Genomic DNA, 23,251 nt, shown 5'->3' with positions numbered 1-23,251 from the left:
TGATAGAGAATAATTTATTGACACTCTCCGCCCTATAAGTGCGGAGATTCTTCATTCGTAGACTCAACTTGCCCGTACAAGATTTCTCCAGCATGAGTAGAGGTCGAATCTCCTGAAGCGTTCGGATCTAATATCCAAGTTCCTGTATGCCCTACAGTACTCAAGGCTAATTTCAGAATATTGATCGCTGCATTCCAATCTCTATCCATCACAAAGGAGCATTCACAGACATGAGTTCTGCTTGATAAAGACTTTTTGACTACTGCGCCACAGTTAGAGCATTCTTGAGAAGTGTAGGCAGGATTGACCGCAACAGTTATTCTGCCAAACTTCACCCCAAAATACTCTAACCATTTCCTGAATTGATACCAACCAACATCATTAATAGATTTGGCGAGACAATGATTTTTAACTAAGTTCTTAATCCTCAAATCTTCATAGGCTACTAAATCGTGAGATTGGATTACGCAACGCGCCAGTCTCTTAGCGTGTTCTTCACGTTGCCTACTTATTTTGAGATGTACTCGACCTAATTTATTAATAGCTTTCTTACGGTTGATAGAGCCTTTGTTTTTGCAGGATACACGTCTTTGCCTAAACTTTAGACGCTTTTCTCCTATGCGATAAAATCTTGGGTTAGGTTTACTGTGTCCATCACTGTCAGTATAGAACTCTTTAAGCCCAACATCCAAACCAATAGTTTTACCAGTCGGTGGAGATTCTACTTTGTTGTCCGCGCTAATCAGAAATTGGACATAGTAGCCATCAGCACGATGTACTAATCTTACCCGTTTTATCTGCTCTAATTGGTAGAAATTTAAATCCCACGTTCCTTTAAGTTTGAGCTTGCCAATACCCTTTTTGTCGGTGAAGTTTATCTGTTTTCTAGTCTTAGAAAGTGAGGTAGAGTCGAGAGGGAAATCGCTTCCCCTCCCTCTCTTACAAAACCGTGCGTGCGAGTTTTCCCGCACACGGCTCCTCGGTTGTTTGGCACTTGTCATGTGTACTTCTTATTCCCAAATTTGGGTTAGGGGATGGGTTGATAAGAGTCATCACTTCTTATTTCCCATTCTTTTGGTTCCCACATAGCGTGTAAAATGTCATGGCAATGTCTATGTATGACTATCAGATTAGTTCGCTTGTTGTTTTTGCGATTTTTATCTTGGTGATGTATTTCCAGCAAGCTATCTGAGGTGAAATACAGACCGCAATGTGAACATTTACCCTTTTGCTTTTTCAGCAGTTCGGATAATGTTTTAGGGGTTTCAGGATAATTCCTTAACCTTTGACTCCAGTAGACCCAATCTCCGTCGTAAGGGCTTTGATTGCCGTTCACCTTTGTGTGTCTTGTGATTTGTGTATCCGGGTGTTCAGCTAGCTTTAAGCCATCAGGTGCAGCGAATGTCCACTTTCTGCCTTCGATTTCTCTCCAGTATTTGCGAGCATTGCTGTCCTTTTTGCATCGACGTTTTGCCCATGCCCAAAGTTGTTTGAAGGTGATGTGATTTAGCTTATCAAATGTTTCTTGACTTGCGACTGTGGAGAAGTAATTGCACCATCCCCGAATGACGGGGTTAAGTCTTGAGATTAATGCTGCTTGTGGGGCTGCTTTATGCTCTTTGATGATGGTTGCTATTTTCTCGCAGTGTGCCTTCACGCTTTTCTTTGAGGGGGTGATTATGGTCTTAAATCCTAGTGGTTCTTTGTTGGTAGATTTTCCGGTTTGGTACTTTCCTACTGGGAATTGTCTGACGCTGAACCCAAGGAAATCAAATCCCACATTTCCCGAATGTTCGGTGAGTGTGTGAGATATCCTTGTTTTACTAGACTTTAGTTCCAAGCCAATGTCACTTAGCCAATCTGCTATGATTTGTTGGCACTTTTGTACTACCGCTAAATCTTCGTGTAAAATTACGAAGTCATCGGCGTATCGTATGAGGCTAAGGCTCATTGAATTTACCTTTTTCCCATACCCAGGTCTACAAGGCAAGGTAGTTGCATACTGCTTTACCCGATTTTCCATGCCGTGTAGAGCAATATTAGCAAGTAGTGGAGAAATAACTCCTCCTTGTGGAGTGCCTTCTGATGTGGGATTGTAGCCTTTTTGCCTATTGGCATTATTGCTCCAATCAATCACCCCCGCTTTTAACCATGCCTTGATTTGGCGTTTGATGGTGGGGGATGTATTGAGTTTTGATAGCAGTTTGTCATGATTTATTTGGTCGAAGCACTGGGCGATGTCAGCGTCTAGCACGTATTTTGGCTTATACCTAATCGCGTTGAAGATTGCTCCGATTGCATCGTGACATGACCTTCCGGGGCGGAATCCGTAGCTGTTAGGCTCGAATTTTGCCTCCCATTCAGGCTCTAAGGCAGCTTTTACTAGAGCTTGGGTGGCTCTATCGTGCATTGTGGGTATTCCTAATGGGCGCTTTTCCTCCCTTCCGGGTTTGGGAATCCAAACCCTTCTTGTTGGTTTTGCTTTTCGGTTTAACCTCAGTCGGTTGACAAGTTCCATTCTTTGCTTGGGAGTTAAACTCTTAACCCCGTCAACTCCGGCGGTTTTCTTTCCCTGGTTATCCTGAGTTACCCGACGCACGGCTAATACCTTAGCCGACCAAGAATTAATCAAGGTTTTCTGAAGTCTGCGGACTGCCTGGACATCTCCACGTTGAGAAGCTTGGAATATGCGCTTTTGTAGCTTAAAAACTATTCTCTCGATTTTACGCCAAGGAATATCTTTCCATTCCACAGTCGTCATGTTTGACTCTGTATTAGACATATTTACTACTAATTGTTCCTATTCCTGCCAAACAATCGTGAATCTGTCAGCATATCCTCACTGTTAGGTGAGGCTTTAGCTTCTGATTCAATCCTTTTCTTACACATCATTTAGCTAGCTACCTACTCAGGCATCGACCATTCCTGAGAGATGTATAAGAATTACTTCGTTCCTAATGACCATTGGTTGAATCTTTAGAGTGATGCTTTCCACCGAGGGTATGGGAAACGCTTGTTAGGAACGGCTGGAGATTCTAACTCCCTACCTCTGCCTTTTTAGGACTCCCAGTGTGTCAGCCTTATTTCACTGGTTAACTTTAACGATGGTTCAGACACATCTTCACTTACGTTACTCATGGATTCCTGCTAAGGGGAGTGGCAGTATAGGCTACTGTTTACCCCTATTTAACTTCCCCGCTTCATCTTGCGGTTTGCTAATTCACAAAATGGGGGAAGCGCTTTAACCATTGCGCCTATGGTGAGGGACTTACACCCTCATGGTCATTAAGTTATCAAGAGTTTTTATTCAATCAATACGAGAGATTGAACTCTTGCTCCTCGCACATTTTGAATTTATATTCTCCATTTTTCGAGGAAACGAATCGCACCCACCCAGATGTTTTATATTCCACTGAGCGGGAATTTTTCTTGAACTTGGGATAACCTGTCTTGGAAAATCGCTTTACTTGGGGAGACCCCAAGACCGCGTTTTCCGCTTTTTTACCTGTAACAGACTTTTTACAGTTGTCGTAGAAACGAGCAATAGAGCTATACGCCCGTTCAATAGAGGCTTGACAAGCACTGGAATTCAAAGCTTTTACAAATGGGAATTCACTTCTCAATAACTTACTTAGGCGATATAGTTCTTTTTGTCCTACGCCTCTGTTATCCATCCAAAAACGGATAGCTTTGTTACGGACAAATTGAGAGGTTCTAATTGCCTCATCAATAGCAGTATATTGAGTTGTTTTCCCTTTGGCTTTGAATTCTAAAACAATCATTTTACGTGGAAAACTCCTACGCAAATATTATAACTTAATCAAAGCCTTGCTAGAAGCACGGGGCTTTAGACCCAGTTTTTTAGTAATTGGTCATTAGTAATTTAGATATCATATCTATTGCTAGTGACCAATTACGCGTTATCATTCACAGAATCGAAAGCAGCAGGAATATAGTCTTGGAGTTGGAACTGATAACCCGCAACTACAGAACTAGCTAAGACTTGAGAGTGAGATGTCAGTTCATGGAAGTTTTTGCGTATTTTTTGGCAATAAACAATTGCCACATCAAACCTACAAGGATAATCGGCTTTGTCTGGGTGTTGAGCTAAGAATATCTCCGCAGTCCGCCAAAGTTTTGTTTGCTTTTTAGCAGTGATGGCGCTTCTTCCCCCCATATCCCAGTTACCAGGGCTACGAGTTTTGACTTCTACAAATGCCAAGGTGGAGTTTGGAGTGGGACTGTCATGAGATTGAGCAATAATATCGATTTCTCCCCAACGGCACAAAAATCGCCGATGCAAAATTAACCAACCTGTAGATTGTAGCCATTGTGCTACTAGGCCTTCACCTACGTCACCAATGTCGGGATAATGGAATGGAGGAGGATTCACCATTGGTTAAAAATATGATGAATAAAAAATTAAGTATTAGGATTTGCACAAGTATACTCTGTGTATTGCTGGGGGGAGTAGTTGCTATTACCGCAATTATTGGTTTTGTACCTACAGCTTTGGCACTAGAATACAACAAAGAAATTTTGACAGAAGCTGATTTTTCTGGACGAGATTTAACAGATTCTAGTTTTACGAAAGCTAATCTCAAAAAAAGCAACTTTTCTGGTGCAAACTTGAATGGTGTTAGCTTCTTTGCGGCTAATTTAGAATCGGCGAATTTTGAGGGAGCAGATCTCAGCAATGCTACTTTAGATTCAGCTCGTTTTATCAAAGCAAATTTGACTAATGCAGTTCTAGAAGGCGCTTTTGCAGCCAATGCTAAGTTTGATGGGGCGATTATTGATGGCGCAGATTTTACGGATGTGTTGCTGCGTCCAGATGAGCAGAAAAAATTATGTCAAGTTGCAAAGGGTACTAATCCCATTACAGGAAGAGAGACACGAGATAGTTTGTTTTGTCCTTAGTAGTTCAGAAAAAATCTTTCAGGCCATTTGCTGCAAGGGACTTCCAAGAAATAAAATCCCCAATTTATAAGAATGATAATCATTATATGGGAGAGGAACTCAGGGCTGCAGACGGCAGCCCTGAGTTCCTTTTTGTAGTAAGTTCAATGTATGTTTCGAGTTTTGGGGTGTAGGAGTTCAAGGGGCGACCATCGCCCCTAAACCAAGCCAGATAAAGTTTTGAGAGGCACAGACCCCTTGAAAAATGTGGGTGCTTATTGAGCATAACTGTACAGTTATTAAGCAGCTACCTGTAGTGTACAGTTTAATGGTAAAAAAGAACGGTCTCGTAATTTGATTAAGACCGTCATAATAATGCTGGCATCATTCTACCAAAACTTCGAGCGAAAAATACTTAAATAAAGCACAGTTAATCACCCTAAAGATGTTGGTGTGGTTGCTACAAAATCAGAAACAAGTGAAGATAGAAAGATTAGCAGCAACCTTACCTCTACCAATACAACAAAACAGCCGTAGACGGCATATACAAAGGTTTTTAACATTGGATGCGAAGAAGTGTAGTATTGTTGTGGTTTCCCATCATTGAAGCCCTAATTAACCAACACTTTAAAGTAGGGTCGCAGTTAACCATTGCGATGGATAGAACACAGTGGAAGGAAAATAATGTGTTGATGGTGAGTGTAATTTACCAAAAAAGAGCTTGGCCTATATATTGGTGTCTGTTAGAGAAAGATGGTTGCAGTAACTTAGAAGAACAGCAAAAACTATTACGCCCAGTAATTCGGTTATTAAAAAAGTACAAACTAGTAATTATTGGGGATAGAGAATTTCACAGTTTGGAACTAGGCATTGGCTTCACAAGCAGAACCTGAGTTTTGTATTTCGTCAAAAAAAGGATACTACTTTTCGTCAGAAAAGACAGAAATTTTAGCCTTTAAGTAGCATTGAGATTTATCCGGGTGTTCGCTCCTTTTATACCGATGTTAAAGTTACTCAAAAAAAGGTTTTGGTTGCTTCAATTTAGCTGTTTATTGGAAAAGGAAGTATAGGGGTAAACAAAACAAAGAAGCTTGGTACTTATTAACTAATTTACCTGACTTAAACACCGCCCTCAAAATATATGCTCAACGTTTTGGGATTGAGGCGATGTTCAAAGATTGTAAAACAGGGGGTTACAATTTGGAAAGTTCTCAAGCCAGCCCTGATAGACTTGTTCGTTTAATTTTCTTAATTGCTTTAGCAATGACTAGTGCTTGGTTACATGGGCAAAGAACTAAATTTCAAAAACAAGAATCATATATTTGTCGCCAAGAAGAAAAAAATAGAACTGAGAAACGTCACAGTAATTTCTGGATAGGTTTATATGGTTTCAATTGGATAGAAGCAATGCAAGGGTGTCAAGCATGGTTGGTATAAATAACTTTTAGACCTCCACCCTAAGGTGTATCTATATAGACTTTTAGATTTTTCAGTGTTTTTCTAGTTTTATTTTCAAACACTTGTACTGTAATCCTGAGGGGGCGACATACAGCCTACATTGCAGATGGTATAAAGGTTTGGCAGAATTATGGTAGAAAAAGATAGGTCAATCATTGTCAAGAAGACCTATCTATTGAAAATGTTACCTCCATTGTATCAAACGAACTTAGAAAATCAACTATCTGAGGCTCAATTCTTGTTTTTAAATCTGCTGATTAATGTACTACAAGATATTAAAGAAGTCAGCCTAGAAAAAATAGCAAATGCCTTAGCGATACCAATATTCTTTGAAAGCAGGCGCAAGAAAATTCAAAGATTCTTATCATTACCAATCCTGAATATACAATCAATTTGGTTTCCGATAATAGAAACATGGTTAAATCAAAAATTTTCGGAAAATCAAAGAATTTATTTAGTAATCGATAGAACTAAATGGCAGCGAAACAATTTGATGATGATTAGTTTAATTTATGACCAAAGGGCTATCCCAATATATTGGGAATTTTTATCCAGATTGGGAAATAGCAATTTTGATGAGCAATCAAAAATATTTTCTCAAGTACTACCATTATTCAATAAATATCAGACTGTTGTATTAGGTGACAGAGAATTTTGTTCTGTAAAATTGGCTAACTGGCTTTCTCAGCAAAAAGTACAGTTTTGTTTGAGATTAAAAAAGAGTGAATTTATTCAATATAAGGATGGAATTTGGCACTCCCTTGATAGCTTAGGTTTAAAAGCGGGGGTTTCTTTATTTTTACAAAATATTAAGGTCACAAAAAGTCAAAAGGTTCCAGGTTTCAACATAGCTGCTAAATGGAAGCGAAAGCTCAAAGGATGGTCAACAAAAGAAGGGTGGTTTATCTTAACGAATTTAACCGATATTACCTCGGCTATTAATGCTTATAAAAAACGTTTCGACATCGAAGAAATGTTTCGAGATTTTAAAAGTGGTGGTTACAACTTAGAAGATACGAATGTTTCGGGTAATCGTTTGATATCTTTGATATTAATCATATCTTTTGCTTATAGTATGTCCACTTTTCAAGGGCAAAAAATTAAGCGTATTGGTGTACAAAAATATGTTGCTAGAATCAAAGAATATGGACGAGTGACTAGGAGGCATAGCAGTTTTTATGTCGGTTTATATAGTCAAACCTGGGTAAGTTTTATAGATAATTGTTGGTGTATTGTTCAAAAATTAATGATATTACATCGCAATAAGCTCGAGTATTATTTACGAGGTATGAGGGCTATGGAGCTTATTTTGTCTACGTTTTAGCATTCATGTCGCCCCCTCAGACTGTAATCATTATTTTTCTCATATTAAATATCAGCTTGTAGAAGCTGAGTGTTAACAAGATGAAACTAATCCTTACAAAATGAGTGGATAGCCAACTCTCCCAGTGGGTCTGTCCCACTGTCCGCACGTAAAAGAGTCATTGATTCCGCTCAGTATAACAAACTGAGAAGAGGATGTAAACCTAAATTTAATTCATCACAAAAAGAAAAAATTGGACAGTGGACGAAAGCAGAACAAAGACAATTAAAACAGGTAATACAGAAGGGAAAATAAGAATGGGAATTTGCAGTCAGTTCCAAAACAATTAAGAGAATAATTAAAATGCTTTCCATGAGTTGGCATCGGATGCGTCGATATGTTGAAGGAAAGCCAAAACCTATAGAATACAAGGATAAACAGGCACAACTAGAATATTTTAAACGATTAGAGTACACTGTTAAACGCTTTTTAGGGTTATCTTATTTGTGGACTGGTTCTATTGGCGTGAAGTTACAAGTGTGGGCTACTTGATAGTTATTTTATGCGGTTTTGATTGATTTAGGAGACGCTGTTGCTGATGCACATTGATTAACTGAATTTACATCTATTGAGGTTATGCCGATTATTGAGATTTCATTAAATATCCCTCAAGCTTGTTTGTTGCTATAAGTATTATCTGGTAAGTCTTTACTCTGCTTTCTTACCCATTATTCAATTCACTTTGGGCTGATTTTTCTTTTGTTCTGCGATTACTGAATCGGTGCTCTAGGCGGAGTGTGAACTTTGCATTCAATGCTATTATTTTATTGCTTGAAATAGTTGGAAAGTGAGCTAAAATTACTCAGGTAGGATTTGGAGCAAATATACTGGAAGCATGTAATTGAAGTAACTAAAAAAACAAATATGACTAAATATATTGAAGCACCCTCAGAATTTGATGGCGAAGGAAAAGCTATATTTTTTGCTGGTGGAATTACAGGTTGTCCAGATTGGCAATCACAAATAGTGGAATTATTAAAACCATCACCTTGGATAATCTTAAATCCTCGACAAGCTAATTTTCCCATTCATGACTCAAGTGCTTCTCAACAGCAGATAGCATGGGAGTTTAGGCATTTGCGACTTGCCACAGCAATTCTTTTTTGGTTTCCATGTGAAACTCTGTGTCCAATAGTTCTCTATGAATTGGGTGCTTGGTCAATGACTAATAAACCTTTATTTGTGGGAATTCATCCTAACTACGCTAGAAGAGAAGATGTAGAAATTCAAACTTTTTTGGTGCGTCCTGAGATTCAAATTGTTTATTCTTTAGAAGAATTAGCAAACCAAGTTTATAAATTTTAGTTGCACTTAATTACAATGATTACTTTAATAATAGTATTAAATGCAGCAACTAATTAATTATTAGAATTACCAAAGTGGCACTAAATACAACAATATAAGGAAGGTTTGCCCAAGATAAAAGAGCACTTAAATATTGATTAAAAACCTGTGCCAACTTAATTTTTTCTAATACTAAGAAGTTCCCTTGAACATGCTTTATAAGTTCCTCTTTGTCCTCATTTAAACCACATATTAATTCTGTTAAACGATTAAAATTACGACGAAACCGCTTTTCTAGGTATAGGTAATAAGCATCAAAAAAGCCAAGTATAGCAAATGATAAAAGTGCCAATAGAAATAAAGATTTGTTTTTGTTAGCAAATCCAAATCCCATTAATGTTGTCCATATTGTTAACCCCAATTGTTTAATTGTGAGTGAATTGCTAGCCATTCTGCCAATGATTGTTTGTAGCATTTCACTTTGCTTAATCAGGTAATCCCGATTTTTGTGTACTAAATTTTCGTTATTCATTAAACTCACCTACTACCTACACCTAATTGCTACCAGATTGAATTTGCCGTCTACGCCGTCTTCTTCTGGGTTCTTGATAAAAGCTTAACCTATTAGGTTTTCTGTCAAGCATCTCAAGTGCTGCTCGGGTTTCTCTCAAATTTAACCTAAGTAGCTGTTCAAATATTTGGAGACCAACTTCTCGGTATTTATTCTGTCTATGTAACTGAATAGCAAGTGTTGTGAGACTGTCTGCTGCAAAAACTAAAGGTCTTGTGGGATTGTCTAGTTCCTTACCCAACTTACTTAGTAAGCTTTGGCAAATTTCAGACACTAGTTGAGGCTCTGTATCAACAAAACTATTGTTTTCGATAATATCAATAATATCTGAGGCGGCTTTTAGCAGTAATTGTTTGCTTTTACACACTGCTTGAATTAGTAAGCGCATTCCAGAATCTAGCTCGAAATGCTCACGGCTTTGGAAAAAGACGTTTGCTACTGTGCTTTGAATTGCCTCATTGTTAGATAAGGCAAGATTGTAGAGAATTTCTGCTGCTTTCGTTCTGCATCTTCTTTGAACCCACATATGGCTGGCTACGTGAGCTAATCCACCCAAAACTGCCTCGTCCTCATGATGAGCAAGATGATAGTCGATTTTTGCTACTGACCACTTATCTTGATATTGAAAATAATGGATAAACAGCAATTCTCCATATGCTTGACGGCAAAAATTTGAGCCATTTGCCCAAAGCATCTCTAACCAACCTTGAACCGTTTCTTTTGGCTCAAACCACCCTATTGTGTGAGATATAAAGTAAAGCGCCCATTGATAATCCAATACTTCGGGGTACTTGCGAATCACTGTATCAAAAATTTGGGTGGCTTGAGTGCGAGCGCCATTTAATAAAGGTGGCATATGTGTCAAAATATCCACCCAAACAGCTGGGTGTGGCTCTATCTCTAACCTAGATTTAATTAACCTTGCCCAGTTTTGTAAATCAGGGGGATTTTGCTTAAGGTAGCCAGCAGCGATCGCTCGTACAATAGAACCTCTACCATTAGGCAAAGTATGCGAAGTCCTGGTGTTAAAAACAATTGATAATTCTAGTTTGTGCGACGTTTTTTCTTGACTTTGATAATACTTTAACTCAGGCTTTGAATGTGTCGATAGCCAATTTTCCAGTAATGAGAGAATTGATTGTGGAAGACCTTGGTTGCGTTCAGCAATTTTATCTAAAGCAGATGCAATATCAGAACGAAAATCTTCCGAAACAAATCCACGTTGTTCAAGATTTACTACTAACTCCATTAAATTATTTACTGAAAAATCGCTTTCTGCAAGCTCTCTAATTGGATGACCTGCATAACTTTCATGACGCTGTGGCTGAAGTTGTGGAAGAATGCGGAAAAAACGTTCTGGATCGTCTTTAACTAGCTTGCCAAACTCATAAGCTTGCGAAGATGCACCCCCAGCACGAGATAAGTCTCGTTGACGCTTCCAATAATCTTCTTCTGTAATATCTGCCAATTCATCAAATAAGTTTAATAAATGTTGGTCAGATGCACGAGTCATTTCCTCGACATTCATAGGTGAACCCACTAGTTGTGCAATTGTATGGTAATCGTCGTCTTTTTCATTAACGACCCAAGGAAAAGCACGTATTTCTTCATCCCGCCATCGCTTTGCTTCTACACTCAAATATTCTTCAGGAAAAGCAAGTAATAGTTTTAGTCTATATTGACGATTATATTGCAAAAAACTGAAGCGTAAATCAGCAGATAATTCGTGTTCAATTGTGTAATGATTATATGTACGAATTGCTTGTTCAATACGAGCTATTTCTTGAGGTTGAAGATGTGGACAAACTGCTAATATTAATTGTTTTGTTTCTTTATAAGAGTTTCTCATATTTCCTAAATTCAAGCGTCTGGAATCTCCGAGTAAGTAATCCAAAACTGCCTGCGGTTCTTGAATCGCTATCTGTACTAGCCCACGGGCTAATAAACAGTGGATAAGAAGTGATTCTGATTGTTCATTCTGATTAACAAAAATTAAAAACCCTTGTATGTCATGGTTTGCTAATTCTAAAATAGCTGATAATATCGCTTGTATAATTTCACTAGTATCAAAATCTAGACTGTTAATGCAGTCATCGCTATATCTATTCATTATCAAGTTTTCTTTGTCTATAATTCTATTTGTTACATCAGTAAACCAAGACCAAATAGCATCTAAAAAATATTTGGGATTCGCTTTTGCAAGTGTGTCGATATCGTCAAAATCACTTCCACCTTCAAGTAAATTTTTAAAGTAATTTATAGGATTGTATTTAGATGCATGAAGGTATCTTTGTGCACCGTCAGCATCTGCTGGTAACTCTGGTATTGGTTTGTTGCTTTCTGCTATAGCTTGTTCCAGTCTATAATCTAAATGGGCACGTATAATTATTGGTGCTAGTTGAGGTAAAGTTTCAGCTACCTTGTCTGCAATTGTGGATACGCTGTACATATCCAAATTCCAACGTCGAATAATTTGCTGAGTTTGCCACACCCTTTCTGGATTCCACTGTTGAAAGTTGAGTAGAATCTGCATACTTAATGCATCGTATGTGGTATCGTTCAACCAATACTCTTCAATAAGATTCCATACATTATCGGTTGCAAAGTTAGTTGCAGCAATTAAAATAGGAAGGCAATAAGACGCTTCGGTTAGTGGTTTTTCTAACCACTGTCTAAATTCAGGGCGATCGCGTAAAATCCTGAACCAACCTGGACTACCAATCATCGCGTCTAAAACTTTTGGTGTTTCTGTTTCTAAGTTAAGCAAGGGAATTAGAAGTTCTGCTTCAATTTGTTCGGGGTTTTGTTGCGAACCAACAAACTCAATTAATAGGGTGTAAATATGGGTTCGCACGTAAATTAGTTGCAGCGATCGCAAACTATCCAAAGCCCAAAGTTGAATTTTGCTGGGTAAATGGTTTAAGTTATTAAGAGCTAACTGGGCTATTTTATTTTTGAGTGGGCAATTATTTACTTCCGCATTTTTCAACAAAATTTGTAGTTGCTGTTGATACTCTTTAGGGGCATTACCGCGTAGATAATTAAGGCTTCTTAAAAGAATAGGTCTGACAAATAAACCATTTTGACGTTCCAGCACCAAGTCAGCCAAACTCTGAGAACCACGGGCAAAAGCACGGGCTAGGGTATGGTCGTAATAAGTTTGATGGCAAAAACCAAAGGTTGAATTACCTCGGTTAAGCATCAAAATGTTTGCTTGCTGAAGTTCTTGGCGTATTTCTGGACAATCATCAGCGACCGAAGTTGGCAACCACAGCGCCTCTTCATCTTTCATGCGTTGCGCGATTTTTTCTAGAAAGGCAACGTACTTTTGTGCATTTGGTTGATTGAGAATTTTAGTTTCCCACAATCTATCCAGTAATTTTTGGGAAGAATTAAATACTTCGCCCGGTTGGGCAACTTGAAGGAATATCTTTAAGTTTTGAGGGTTTTGCAGTAGTTCACGTAAGGGTTCACCCATGAAATCAGGCAGATGTCCCTCATCTTGCAACACAGGAGAAATTTTTTCCCATGTTGGTAAACTCAAATATAGTTGCTCAAAACCTTCAAGTCGAGAAAACTGGCTGCCGTGGCGAAATTCAAATTCACGACAAGTGGCTACAATATGGATATTCTTAGTTCCAGCAAGTGATTGGATGAGATTTAGTAAAACGTTTAATCGCCCTGGCTGTCTATCTAGTAATTCTGAAACAGCATCCAACTGGTCTACAAGCAATATTACTCGTTCTTTGTTAGCAACCGACTTAATAGCATATAGTAAATCCGTACTCAAATGAAGTTGATCGTCATGCTTCAAATCCTCAAGACTGTTAACTTGATTACCCAAACAATTGGTTCGCCAATCGTAAAACTTGGTCTTTATGTTCCGGCGAGTCATAGCTGTAGCTGATGAATACTTTGAGTGGGGTATAACCAGGATTAAGCATTGATTGGCAAATCCATAAAAATTACTTGCTTTGTTTATAGCTATCCATCAATTCATTCCATTGTTGACGGCTAGTTATAATTATTTTTTCCAATTCTGGAAATATAACACCTAAAGCTTGAATTATAGTCGATGGTATTTGCATACAATAAATCAGGAAATTTTCCTTACGTTGAAAGTAAATAGTTTCAACTGAATAATTGTTAAAAATAATTTTTGAAAGACAAAAAACTTTAAATATTCTCACGGCATCACAGAAAATATATAGTTTTTCTATTTTTTCATCAAAAGTATTAATAATTTTTTTAGAATACAGTAGGTTATGTAATGTGGTAATAGATTCTTCCTCCAACACAATTTCTAAATCTAGATTTAGACCTTCAAGTATTTGATGCATCAAACTTGCTTCCGAAATTTTAGATGATTTCTGAGTTATACCTCCAGTAAGTATTAATTTATTTATATTATTATTTATAGAAAACTCTAATACAGAGTTTAAATATCCTTCTATATCGTTATTTAAATCAGTACCGTATCCACAAACAATTCCTAATTTCATGTTACTGTTTTACATGGCTCCTCTTCTTTTGCCCATAGTCCAGCCAAAAGATAGTTTAATCATTCTACGAACTCTTGTCATATTTAACACGCCAAGTTTGTAATACAGATAAAAACCTCTAAATAGATAGTAAACTGCTTTAATAAATCTTCGCTGATGCCATGAAGCAAGCGCTAAATCTAGAACACAACTAGCAGTACCGTGAAGATTACCAAGAGATTGCCTAATGTTCAGTGCTATTTTAAAATTACTTTCGGCATTCTTAAATCTACTCATAGCTAAGTCGATTAATCCTAATTGTTCATAACAGTCAGATTCTCCCCACTGATTTTTAAACTTTTTATGTCCTACAAGCGAATTTATACACAACTCTTCTGCTAAATCAGGTTGTCCTTTATTTAGGTAAACATAAGCTAAATGATGATTAATCCAAAAAGTTTGACTTTCTATTTCAACTAATTTTGCTATCTCCTTTGCTTTTTCTAGATAATAAAGTGCTTGTTCATATTCACCCATTTTCCTCATGATGATTCCTAAATGAGCTGAGGGGTGGGTTAGCCTATGGGATAAATCCAATTCTGTCCTGATATTTATTACATTTTTATAGAGTTGAATTGCTTCTTGAAAATGACTTGAGTTCATTTCATAAAAGGCTAGATTCTCCCAAATATCAGTTTTCAATTCTTGAATCTTTTCATTTAATATAAATTTTTCATTATCCTCTATTTTAATTAAGGCGTACCGGAGATTTTTAATACCTTCTTGATATAATCCTGAGTTGACTTGGCGTATTCCAAGATAAGTAAGAGATTCTAGATTAATTTGTGTATCTTTTTCTGTATTATGCAATAATTCTTCAAATAATTTTTGAGAATCTTGCAACTTATCAGTCAGAGCCGACATGGCTCTTGCCTTTTGCATTTTGATAAAAGTTAGATCGTGCGCTGAATCTTCTAAAGAATTGATAATATCTTCAGTGATTGCTAATAACTCTCTAGAAAGTTCTCTAAAAAGTAAGTATTCATACAAAGGTAGTGAAATATTGAGTGTTGAGGGATTAACAGGAAGAGCTTTACGGAAAACATGCTGTATAGTTATCCATTCCTTCAATTCACTAAGATAATGCAAAACTTCTATATAACCTCGTACTTGTTCTAACGTCGAGCTATGAGGTTGAGTTTTATATTTTGTCAGCCAGTTATTGACAGCCTGGTAATAGGCACGTTTCCAAACTGGTTTTATAAACTTAATTTTAGAAGGGTCAATACCAAACTCAGCTAAAACTGATTTATCTGTTTCTCTAGAAGCATTGATCATGGTTCATCTAACCTTTTCAAATGGTCAAGTGATACGCTACGAACTAAATTATGTTGCCGAAGTAAACATTGATTTGTGTTGTCAGTTAATTCTTCAACCAAATAGCGATCGCGCAAAGTGTCCAGAGCAACTATCTGCTCATCTTCATTTCTATCCCAATACTCAAGGTGACTCAACCAAAAATCTTCTGAAACTGGGCAACGGTAAACAGAAGCTTCACAAAGTAATATATAAGCATATTTGGCTTCTTTCTTCAGACGAATAAAAGCTTTTTCTAAGCGAGAACGCACATTTCTTCGCAAGGTACGAGTCAAGCGATCCAGTTTCCAGTTATCTTCACCAAAGATTTTTCCTTCTTGGGCTTCGGCGAGCGCGTTTTCAACCTCCACTACCTCGTTTCCATATTTATTCCAGTAAGCAAGCACATTACTATCAAAAGGCTTATTTTTGATTTCTCCAGCAACAATCCGTAGTGCCAGAGGATGTCCTTCATAAGCAGCCCCAATTCTTTCTAGGTATTGTCTACCGATAGCTGCTTGACTTACGTCCAAGCCAGTCTTAGTAAATAAATCTAAACGCTCAGACACATCTAGCCCACTTAACAATTGAGAGTGCCAAAAATTACGACAACGAGTACCTGCTTCCTCTATTTGTTTAGGTAAATCTTGAGAAGTTAAGATAATGCAGCTCAGACAAGATTCTATCTTCAGAAAAGCGTTAAAAAACTTCACCCACCATTCATCCTTAAAATCACTCCAGCCTTCTTCCTCATTACCCTGCAAAATTTTCTCCAGAGAATCCATCTGCACTAAATAACAATTCTCGCTTAAGTATTTCACTAACCGATTTAATAATTGTTGCGTATCTTTTCGGTCATCTGGTGTAATTAACTCGCCCCATTTCTCTAACCAACGCACTGCAACACTGCTAAAATCAGCAGCTTGTTCATCGTTGTCAAAATTCTCCTGATGAAAGCGACTCCAGTCTCCATCAAACCAGTCTTGCAATTCTACAGCTAACCGTTCAGCAAGTGCCGTTTTACCAATGCCTGCGATCCCAACGACAATCAGCAAGCGACAGGATGCTTGGACGCGATCGCTCAACTCTTTAATCAACCTTTCCCTACCAACCCAAGCTTCGTCATAAGCAAAAAAGCTGCGGGTTCTGGAAAAAGTTTGTTTGCGATCGCGTACTGGTAATGGTGGTAATACACGCGGCGCAAGTTCTACCTTTTCACCAAGTGGCGGTTTTGGGTTCAAGGGTTGATTGGTGAGGCGACGGTAGAAGGCTTGATATCCCTCTTCGGTATACAAATCGTACCGACTAAACCCGCGAACCATAATCGGAATAAAATTTCCGTCCTTAGAAGAAAATACAACAGGGACAAACTTTGTGCTTTTGACATGAGAATCGTAAAGCTCCTGAGAAATAATAGCTCCTTCCCAAGTAACTCCTCGTCCTATACCTGGTTCTTCTCGGCCTCTAAATCGGCGATCGTACTGCTCAGTACAAACTACAACTACCAAATCAGCCCATTCCAGTTGATTCATCATCCACCGGGGCCACCCCTCAGCAGGCGACTCTTCGTACTGATCAATGTTACAGTCCACACCTTCAGCTCGCAAACGGTTAGCAAGGGTTAAAATTCGCTTTTTATGTTCCTGAGAGTCATGGCTATAGCTAATGAAAACTTTTGGGGCATCAGAACCAAAATTCATGACTTTATTTGCTTAGGTAGAAGAATAGTCAGAAGAAAACAATTTTTTTATGTAGTTCATTATACTTATAATTCAATGCTTGATTGTCAAATCAAAACTAATTTAAGCAGTTCTTCAAACAAGGGTTCGCCAAAATTCATTAATCGTAGAGAAGGCATTTCATCAAAAACTTTAGGGTAAAAAGTAACTGTGTAATTCTGTCCTTTATAAGTCAGTTGCCAAATACTCTCAGCTCTAATTCTTGTCTATTGGCGACTAAAAATAACAAGCGATTCCTAAATGTGCGAAACTTACCTGGCTCGCCTGTATCATTAAAAATTCTCTCTACAAGTTAAAAGTTGACAGTCAACACCAACCGTCAACAACTTATTGTCTTTAAATATACGTTCTAGACAACTAGATCGATTCTCTACCGCCTTCTCAGGTTTTGACACTGATCTACGTCACGCATAACATTAATTGTTTCATTAGTGAACTAACCTGTTTAGTTAAATGTTTTAAGAATTCGCCAACGATTTACTTAAGGGGGTGATATAAACTCAACTGAGAGTTATATTGCCAACCCAAAGCACTTGGGTCTCTTGATCTACACCATCTGAGAAAATCTTCTGGACAAATCAACCAATCTCAAAAGTAATTGAGAGAGTAGCTATATCAGAATTACTAACTGGTGTGGCCACAATACCTCCAGCACGTACATCTCTTAAATCGTCCAGTAAATCGCCAATAACATCATCTGCACTTTTAGATTTACCTCTTAATACCAATGAGCCACGAGCGTGCTTTTGTTCTCTAGCTAAAGCTGACATTGTTCTTACTGAATTCTTTAACGGTTTACGGCTGATAATAATTAACGCTTCTCCAGTACCTTTGTCAACTGCCCGAAATGGATTACCAACATCAATAGATTGGTTTGCTTCTAATAACATTGATTCCTCAGCATCATTCCATTCATAAGGAAATACGACAAATAAATCACCACTAGAATCAAATATTAAGATAGCAAAATAGACAGGATTTGATTCGTGATTTGTGACTCGAAACTGGAAAGTTTTCTGCAAATTTATCTTATGAGAATATTTTTCTTCTAACAGCCCACGATGATTATTGCTGCGTCTTGTGGCAGTTCTTGCTATAATTTTATCGGGTTGTTCTACTAAATATATTGCAGCTTCTACATCCAGTGCTGAAGAATTAGTATTGAGGGTTTTCTTAACAATACTAGCTGCCAGCATGGACTTTAATTTAGGGTTTAAACGTTCGATTGCATCTTTTACTGTTTCTCCTGTATTCCCAAAAGATTCCGATACTAGTTCTAATCCTTCGGTAAATAAACCCAAACTGTTAACATCTGGTAAAGCTGCTATCGATTGCTGCTGTAATTTTTGCCGATAAGCAGCTGTCATTCGACTGAAGATGTATTGCACATCGTTGGGATATGGTGGTTTTTGATTTTGTGCTGTTATTGGTTGAATGCGATTGATAGCTTTTAGTGCTTCTTTAGCTGCATTTATATCTTGACCTAAGGAAGGATCTAAACCAATATTTAATTTTAAGTCAGCCGGAACTATGCGAGTTGATTCTTGCAGGAGCATTCCCGCTTGGAGAGAATTTATGCTTCCTTTTTTTATGAGTTTTGCTTCAGCCACTAAGCCACGGCGGGGAGAAATTAACTCCACCTCTCCTGAGATTTTCCCCTCTTTGCTTAGAATTGAAAAAGTAGCTTTTTCTCTAAATGTGTCTAAACTTTCTTTATCTACTCCTCCCAACCATAAAGTAGCCTTTTCACCATCACTTTTAATAATGACTGCATCAATTGGAGGAACTTTATTATTGATAAAATATACTGGCTGCTTTTGTTCTCCGTCTACTTTAGGAACTTGCTGATAAACTGATTTGAGTACGGGGGTAATTTGAGCGATCGCGCTTCCTACATTACCTGTCTGTTGCCATAAATATTGTGTTAGCAAGTAAGTAAATGCGCCAGCATAAAAATCATCAAAGTTAGCATCAGCAGCCATTTGATCTCCTTGAGCAGCAGCTAAAACTACTCCCTTACGAATCTTGTCACGCCGTTTTTTAGCAAGTTCTTCTGCATTAATATTCAGCCGTTTCATCCAACTTTTTTGATAAGCGATTTCTTCTAGAGAGGCTTTTCTGTCATTGTTAAGTGTAGAGCGAATTAATAAGTTGCCCCTTGTTCCACCACCAGAGTAACAACTATCTAGCACCACAGTGACATTTTCTGTATTCAAAGCAGAAACTAGCAAAAACAGAGTCCGTCCCATAATATCCCTAGCAAGAGGGTCATTGCCAACATCTGCTGTAACTAAAGTACTATTGTAATCATCATTATTTACCTTAATATTGTCAACTTCAGCTAGGCGAGAACCATGACCGGAAAAATGAAAAACTACAACATCACCAGGTTTTGCTTGTTTAATTAAATGTTCTTCAAAGGCTTTTAAAATATTTTGACGAGTAGGTTGTATATCTTTTGGATAACTCGTTAATCTCAAAATATCTGTAGGTTTAAACCCAAAGCGATGAATTAAAAGTTCTTGCTGTAAATCTACATCGGTAATGCAGCCATTTAGATTATTATCTTCAAGATTGGGATAATTATTAATTCCTACTAATAGTGCTAACTTGCGGGGTGTATCTTGAGCCAAAACTTGAGCATAGCGATTTCCTTTATGCCAAATATCAAGTTGGCTCAATCCCAAAGTAGCTAAAGTTGAAGTAGAGAATTGTAAAAAATGACGACGTTTGACCATAAATATGTTATATTTTCAGTGCTATTTCTTAGATATTTATCAGAGCGCAGTAAGACACCTACATGATTTAAATATTTGTCGCTGGGGTATCCTAATCCTTGGTTTGGCAATATTCAAAAGATAGGAGTTGCTGCTGAATCTTTTTGAACTCTGGCGAAGGATTCGTTACTGCAAAGATTTCTCGTAGTGCATCCGACCATAAGTTTTTCTTTACAAATAAATCTACTTTCTCTAATGTAATCGTCTCTGCACTAGCTCCTTGTTGGTTGAGCCGTGCTTCTATTTGTTTCAATTCATTTGTAATCTCATTACGCTTTTTCTCTTCCATAATTTGAAACGATGGTTGTTCTATCGGGAAGGGAATATGTAAACGCCAATGGTATAACTGACCAGGTTGTAGTGGTTCACCATCATAAATAATGCTGGTTTGACCTAGTGCAATTTCCCCGTTCCCCTTCCATAAGTCATTATTACTACCATCTTTAAATAACTGAATTTGCTTGACCGTTCCTTGTTTTATTTTCCATAGGAATAAGGGTTTTAAGCTCCAAATCTCAACAGGTATATTGTTTTTTGTACTACTTGATGAACCTGGTTCTACTAGTTTCTGGGGAGCGAGTGCACATATGTCTCCTCTCCCTCCTGCTGGAACTTTTTGACGGCGAAATATGGTTAATAAATCACTTAATAATAATGATATATATGTATTATTATTATTATTGAGCAGTAAATTTTGAAGATATTGTTTTTTAACCGTGGCTTCGCTTGGTATTGCTATACATAAATTAGCTATTAATACATTTATTAACACAATAAATCTTAATAATCTGGCTTTATTCACGAACGTTTCTCCTTGTTGTAATTCGGATGTAATTCCACAAAGTTACTGATGGAAAAAAACAGGGAAGTAAAATCGCTGCGGAGGTGTAAATCTGTAATGAAATTATAAGATAAATAACTAAAATGCCCCAGAATCTCTTGAATATTTTTGGTTTATTAGGCGAATTTTCTAACATTCTAACAGTAAGTGCTTTTCCTAAAAAAGCACTTAATAAAATTATGAAAAAATCTGGTATAGGTACTACTAATCTTTGTTTTAGTAAATGATGAACCATGTATGCATGGGCTGCACTTCGAGAAAATATCCCTTCACCCCATCCGTTCCAGAAAGAAATTGCTGAAGGTATAGTTTCATTATCTTCACCCTTACCTTTAATACCAGCTTCTTCATATCCTGCTGGTACTATCATGACTACTTTATTCTTCAGGTTATTGGGGATTTTGATTTCTGACTCGCAAGAACCAAGTAACTCACAAGCAGATACACTTTTGTAAATTTGCGTAGGAGGAATTGAAAAATCCAGAATCGGTTGAAAAAACTGTTGAAAATTAAATAATGGATGTAAGCGTAAGTTTTGCAAAAAATTATATCTTGTATTTTGTGAAATTATAGATTTGATAATAGCATCACGAAAATCATTTTGGTTGGACAATTTAGGTTTTGGTAAATTAGGAGGCAATGACTTTTGATGCTGCAAAAAATAAGATAAAGCTAAAAGGTAACTAAAAGGACAACTATGAGAACAATTGGTATTACTTGGTAATTCAACATACCATTTAGTAATATTTATATCACCTGCTATACTCCAATGCAAGTTAGCAATATCAGCAGTTACAGTTTCTTTACTATTTTCAATTAAGCTGGTTTCATCTTGAGGATATAAAGCACCGAATACAAACCAGCTTTCTTGTGATACAGCAGCACGAATGGCTTGATTGAGTTTTTTGGATTTCTGTTTCTGCTGCTCACCTTGATCTAAAATATAATCGACACCAATTAGTTTAGAGTTTGCCTGAGAAAGTTTTTGAATTATATTTGCTAAATAACCATAATCTAATGGGTAAGGCTGTTTAATTTTATCTTGATTAATAGACTTATTATCAATTTTAACTAAAAATAAAGGAGACTCATCCTTTGGAATTTGATAGGTAAATTGGCGATAAAAAGCTTGCAGCCAAATCCGCTTATCTAACAAAAAATCTTGAACATTAGGTAATAAACTAATAAGTAAAAGCAATAATAACCAACTCTCATTTTTAGGTTTTGGTAACCACTTTTTAATGGAATTCCAAAACCCAAAAGATTTCAAGCGAAATAGTTCTGCATCTGGATGACGATATAGTGAAGGGACAAGATAAGCGGAAGGGTAAGAAAAACGCGTTACTTGTTGTTTGAGGTATTGACAAGCATCTAACAAAGCCTGATGGACATCTTTGTATCCAACCAAACTCCGAAGAAACTGCACTAAAAATTTTCGTGCGACTTGATTGTGTATTGGTTCTCGCATCACTACTACCTGGCTCAAACCTAGGTTAATCAGCGATTCAGCAATATTTATGCCACTACAAGAATTGAAAATTGCAAACTGAAGTCCTCTAGTTTGTGCTTTTTTGAGTACTTCTTCAATATCTTGAATGGCTAGAGAAACATTGGGTGCAACTCCTAATTCTCCACCAGTTAAAATAGTTTCATTACTGTGTCCAGCAAAAAACAAAATATCCCAACCACGTTCGTCATTAATTGCATGAAATATTTGAGTTTTTAATTCTGTTGCATTTTCTGGATTTAGTACTTTAGTTGTTTTTGTATTCCAGCCAACAAACTCCACTTCTGCTATTGACTTAAGCGATTCGACTTCTTGCTGATCAGCTTCAAAATTTAAACTTGTATCATAACCAATGATGGCCAAAATTCTGGCTTTACGTTGCAGAGGACGGACTGGTTGATTACGAATGGTAGCTGGGGTACGATAAATTTGTATTTTTTCTGGGATACCTAAATCTGTACCAATTTCCCAAGTTTCCCAAGGTAATCGTGCTATTTCTATAGGGTTACAAGTTAAAAAAACCTCAACTGACTGTTGCTCATCGGAGAGTTTTCTAGCAGCATTAGCAATTTCACGGCGAATATTTACCAAATCAGGACTCAGTAACCAGCGATGAAATTCATCTAACAATTGAGCTTCTGCATCTTTAAGTTGTTTGTTGCGGTCAACAGTAATTTTACCAACGCCACTGATTACTTTTCTACCGCGCAGATTTTTATTGATTACTTTCCATCCGCGCAAGTGCATATTGGTTAATTCTTGCTTTTGCAAATGATTGATGGTCTTGCGTCCGCGTATATGTTGATAGTAATCTAAATAAGCTTTCTGCCAATCTTCATAATTTTGAGTTAAGGATAAAGGATAATCAACTTGCTCAGTAATCTTCTGTCCTTGTCCTTGTAATTCAAATTGACACACTGACTGGATGCGAGTCACTGTCAGATAAAAAAATGTTCGCGTTGTCGTCATAATATT

16 protein-coding genes and 2 pseudogenes are annotated in these 23,251 nt (G+C 37.3%); 6 read left to right on the top strand and 12 right to left on the bottom strand.

What is annotated here, in order from left to right:
- Window positions 1-32: 32 nt before the first annotated feature.
- The 4 genes and pseudogenes from AACU25_RS30475 to AACU25_RS30460 all read right to left on the bottom strand — a co-directional run bounded on the left by AACU25_RS30475 (window position 33) and on the right by AACU25_RS30460 (window position 4,396).
- Window positions 33-1,001 (bottom strand): RNA-guided endonuclease InsQ/TnpB family protein, encoded by a 969-nt coding sequence (locus AACU25_RS30475; protein WP_321206597.1) that lies wholly within the window; start codon window positions 999-1,001, stop codon window positions 33-35.
- A gap of 26 nt (window positions 1,002-1,027) precedes the next feature.
- Window positions 1,028-2,782, bottom strand: coding sequence for a group II intron reverse transcriptase/maturase (gene ltrA / locus AACU25_RS30470; protein WP_096582074.1), 1,755 nt, complete (start codon window positions 2,780-2,782; stop codon window positions 1,028-1,030).
- Between the two features lie 607 nt (window positions 2,783-3,389).
- Window positions 3,390-3,782: pseudogene (locus tag AACU25_RS30465) on the bottom strand (RNA-guided endonuclease TnpB family protein); the annotation flags it as partial.
- Window positions 3,783-3,913: 131 nt separating this feature from the next.
- Entirely contained in the window at window positions 3,914-4,396 is a 483-nt protein-coding gene (locus AACU25_RS30460) for a YraN family protein (RefSeq protein WP_096582072.1), read from the bottom strand.
- Between the two features lie 14 nt (window positions 4,397-4,410).
- Here AACU25_RS30460 and AACU25_RS30455 point away from each other — a divergent pair, with 14 nt between their 5' ends.
- The 6 genes and pseudogenes from AACU25_RS30455 to AACU25_RS30430 all read left to right on the top strand — a co-directional run bounded on the left by AACU25_RS30455 (window position 4,411) and on the right by AACU25_RS30430 (window position 9,025).
- Window positions 4,411-4,920 carry a pentapeptide repeat-containing protein gene (locus tag AACU25_RS30455; protein WP_096582070.1) on the top strand — a complete coding sequence of 170 codons (510 nt, stop codon included), beginning with the start codon at window positions 4,411-4,413 and terminating at the stop codon, window positions 4,918-4,920.
- A gap of 545 nt (window positions 4,921-5,465) precedes the next feature.
- Window positions 5,466-5,792, top strand: coding sequence for a hypothetical protein (locus AACU25_RS30450; RefSeq protein ID WP_190445642.1), 327 nt, complete (start codon window positions 5,466-5,468; stop codon window positions 5,790-5,792).
- A 169-nt stretch (window positions 5,793-5,961) separates the two neighbouring features.
- A pseudogene (locus tag AACU25_RS30445) lies at window positions 5,962-6,336 on the top strand (IS4 family transposase); the annotation flags it as partial.
- Window positions 6,337-6,538: 202 nt separating this feature from the next.
- Complete coding sequence (locus AACU25_RS30440) at window positions 6,539-7,681, top strand: IS4 family transposase (RefSeq protein ID WP_096584298.1); 1,143 nt, start codon at window positions 6,539-6,541, stop codon at window positions 7,679-7,681.
- A 342-nt stretch (window positions 7,682-8,023) separates the two neighbouring features.
- Window positions 8,024-8,212, top strand: a complete 189-nt coding sequence (locus tag AACU25_RS30435; RefSeq protein ID WP_339382123.1) for a hypothetical protein — start codon at window positions 8,024-8,026, stop codon at window positions 8,210-8,212.
- Window positions 8,213-8,584: 372 nt separating this feature from the next.
- Window positions 8,585-9,025, top strand: coding sequence for a nucleoside 2-deoxyribosyltransferase domain-containing protein (locus tag AACU25_RS30430; RefSeq protein WP_096582066.1), 441 nt, complete (start codon window positions 8,585-8,587; stop codon window positions 9,023-9,025).
- A 49-nt stretch (window positions 9,026-9,074) separates the two neighbouring features.
- Here the strand turns inward: AACU25_RS30430 and AACU25_RS30425 are convergent, their stop codons facing one another.
- The 8 genes from AACU25_RS30425 to AACU25_RS30390 all read right to left on the bottom strand — a co-directional run bounded on the left by AACU25_RS30425 (window position 9,075) and on the right by AACU25_RS30390 (window position 23,245).
- Window positions 9,075-9,536 (bottom strand): hypothetical protein, encoded by a 462-nt coding sequence (locus AACU25_RS30425; RefSeq protein ID WP_096582064.1) that lies wholly within the window; start codon window positions 9,534-9,536, stop codon window positions 9,075-9,077.
- Window positions 9,537-9,558: 22 nt separating this feature from the next.
- Window positions 9,559-13,470 carry an NACHT domain-containing protein gene (locus AACU25_RS30420; RefSeq protein ID WP_096582062.1) on the bottom strand — a complete coding sequence of 1,304 codons (3,912 nt, stop codon included), beginning with the start codon at window positions 13,468-13,470 and terminating at the stop codon, window positions 9,559-9,561.
- 70 nt (window positions 13,471-13,540) lie between these two features.
- Entirely contained in the window at window positions 13,541-14,077 is a 537-nt protein-coding gene (locus AACU25_RS30415; protein ID WP_096582060.1) for a YdcF family protein, read from the bottom strand.
- 9 nt (window positions 14,078-14,086) lie between these two features.
- The gene (locus AACU25_RS30410; protein WP_096582058.1) at window positions 14,087-15,394 is read right to left on the bottom strand and encodes a tetratricopeptide repeat protein; all 1,308 of its coding nucleotides are present in this window, start codon (window positions 15,392-15,394) and stop codon (window positions 14,087-14,089) included.
- Complete coding sequence (locus AACU25_RS30405; RefSeq protein ID WP_096582056.1) at window positions 15,391-17,112, bottom strand: toll/interleukin-1 receptor domain-containing protein; 1,722 nt, start codon at window positions 17,110-17,112, stop codon at window positions 15,391-15,393. Before AACU25_RS30405 ends, AACU25_RS30410 begins: the two co-directional genes overlap by 4 nt.
- A 617-nt stretch (window positions 17,113-17,729) precedes the next feature.
- Complete coding sequence (locus tag AACU25_RS30400) at window positions 17,730-19,889, bottom strand: caspase family protein (RefSeq protein WP_199347195.1); 2,160 nt, start codon at window positions 19,887-19,889, stop codon at window positions 17,730-17,732.
- A 91-nt stretch (window positions 19,890-19,980) separates the two neighbouring features.
- Window positions 19,981-20,730 carry a DUF928 domain-containing protein gene (locus tag AACU25_RS30395; RefSeq protein ID WP_190445640.1) on the bottom strand — a complete coding sequence of 250 codons (750 nt, stop codon included), beginning with the start codon at window positions 20,728-20,730 and terminating at the stop codon, window positions 19,981-19,983.
- The gene (locus tag AACU25_RS30390; RefSeq protein ID WP_096582050.1) at window positions 20,723-23,245 is read right to left on the bottom strand and encodes a CHASE2 domain-containing protein; all 2,523 of its coding nucleotides are present in this window, start codon (window positions 23,243-23,245) and stop codon (window positions 20,723-20,725) included. Before AACU25_RS30390 ends, AACU25_RS30395 begins: the two co-directional genes overlap by 8 nt.
- Window positions 23,246-23,251 lie beyond the last annotated feature (6 nt).

The organism is Tolypothrix tenuis PCC 7101 (genome assembly GCF_963874875.1).
GTDB classification, from domain to species: Bacteria; Cyanobacteriota; Cyanobacteriia; order Cyanobacteriales; family Nostocaceae; genus Aulosira; species Aulosira tenue.
Note: the sequence above shows the minus strand (reverse complement) of the source record. Positions and strands in the feature narration are given on the sequence as shown.

Bases quoted from the DNA above. Each gene is read 5' to 3' on its own strand.
- AACU25_RS30415 (WP_096582060.1), bottom strand. From the start codon at position 14,077: ATGAAATTAGGAATTGTTTGTGGATACGGTACTGATTTAAATAACGAT.
- AACU25_RS30450 (WP_190445642.1), top strand. From the start codon at position 5,466: ATGCGAAGAAGTGTAGTATTGTTGTGGTTTCCCATCATTGAAGCCCTA.
- AACU25_RS30400 (WP_199347195.1), bottom strand. From the start codon at position 19,889: ATGGTCAAACGTCGTCATTTTTTACAATTCTCTACTTCAACTTTAGCT.
- AACU25_RS30430 (WP_096582066.1), top strand. From the start codon at position 8,585: ATGACTAAATATATTGAAGCACCCTCAGAATTTGATGGCGAAGGAAAA.
- AACU25_RS30460 (WP_096582072.1), bottom strand. From the start codon at position 4,396: ATGGTGAATCCTCCTCCATTCCATTATCCCGACATTGGTGACGTAGGT.
- AACU25_RS30420 (WP_096582062.1), bottom strand. From the start codon at position 13,470: ATGACTCGCCGGAACATAAAGACCAAGTTTTACGATTGGCGAACCAAT.
- AACU25_RS30405 (WP_096582056.1), bottom strand. From the start codon at position 17,112: ATGAATTTTGGTTCTGATGCCCCAAAAGTTTTCATTAGCTATAGCCAT.
- AACU25_RS30475 (WP_321206597.1), bottom strand. From the start codon at position 1,001: ATGACAAGTGCCAAACAACCGAGGAGCCGTGTGCGGGAAAACTCGCAC.
- AACU25_RS30440 (WP_096584298.1), top strand. From the start codon at position 6,539: ATGTTACCTCCATTGTATCAAACGAACTTAGAAAATCAACTATCTGAG.
- AACU25_RS30455 (WP_096582070.1), top strand. From the start codon at position 4,411: ATGAATAAAAAATTAAGTATTAGGATTTGCACAAGTATACTCTGTGTA.
- ltrA (WP_096582074.1), bottom strand. From the start codon at position 2,782: ATGTCTAATACAGAGTCAAACATGACGACTGTGGAATGGAAAGATATT.
- AACU25_RS30425 (WP_096582064.1), bottom strand. From the start codon at position 9,536: ATGAATAACGAAAATTTAGTACACAAAAATCGGGATTACCTGATTAAG.
- AACU25_RS30435 (WP_339382123.1), top strand. From the start codon at position 8,024: ATGCTTTCCATGAGTTGGCATCGGATGCGTCGATATGTTGAAGGAAAG.
- AACU25_RS30390 (WP_096582050.1), bottom strand. From the start codon at position 23,245: ATGACGACAACGCGAACATTTTTTTATCTGACAGTGACTCGCATCCAG.
- AACU25_RS30410 (WP_096582058.1), bottom strand. From the start codon at position 15,394: ATGATCAATGCTTCTAGAGAAACAGATAAATCAGTTTTAGCTGAGTTT.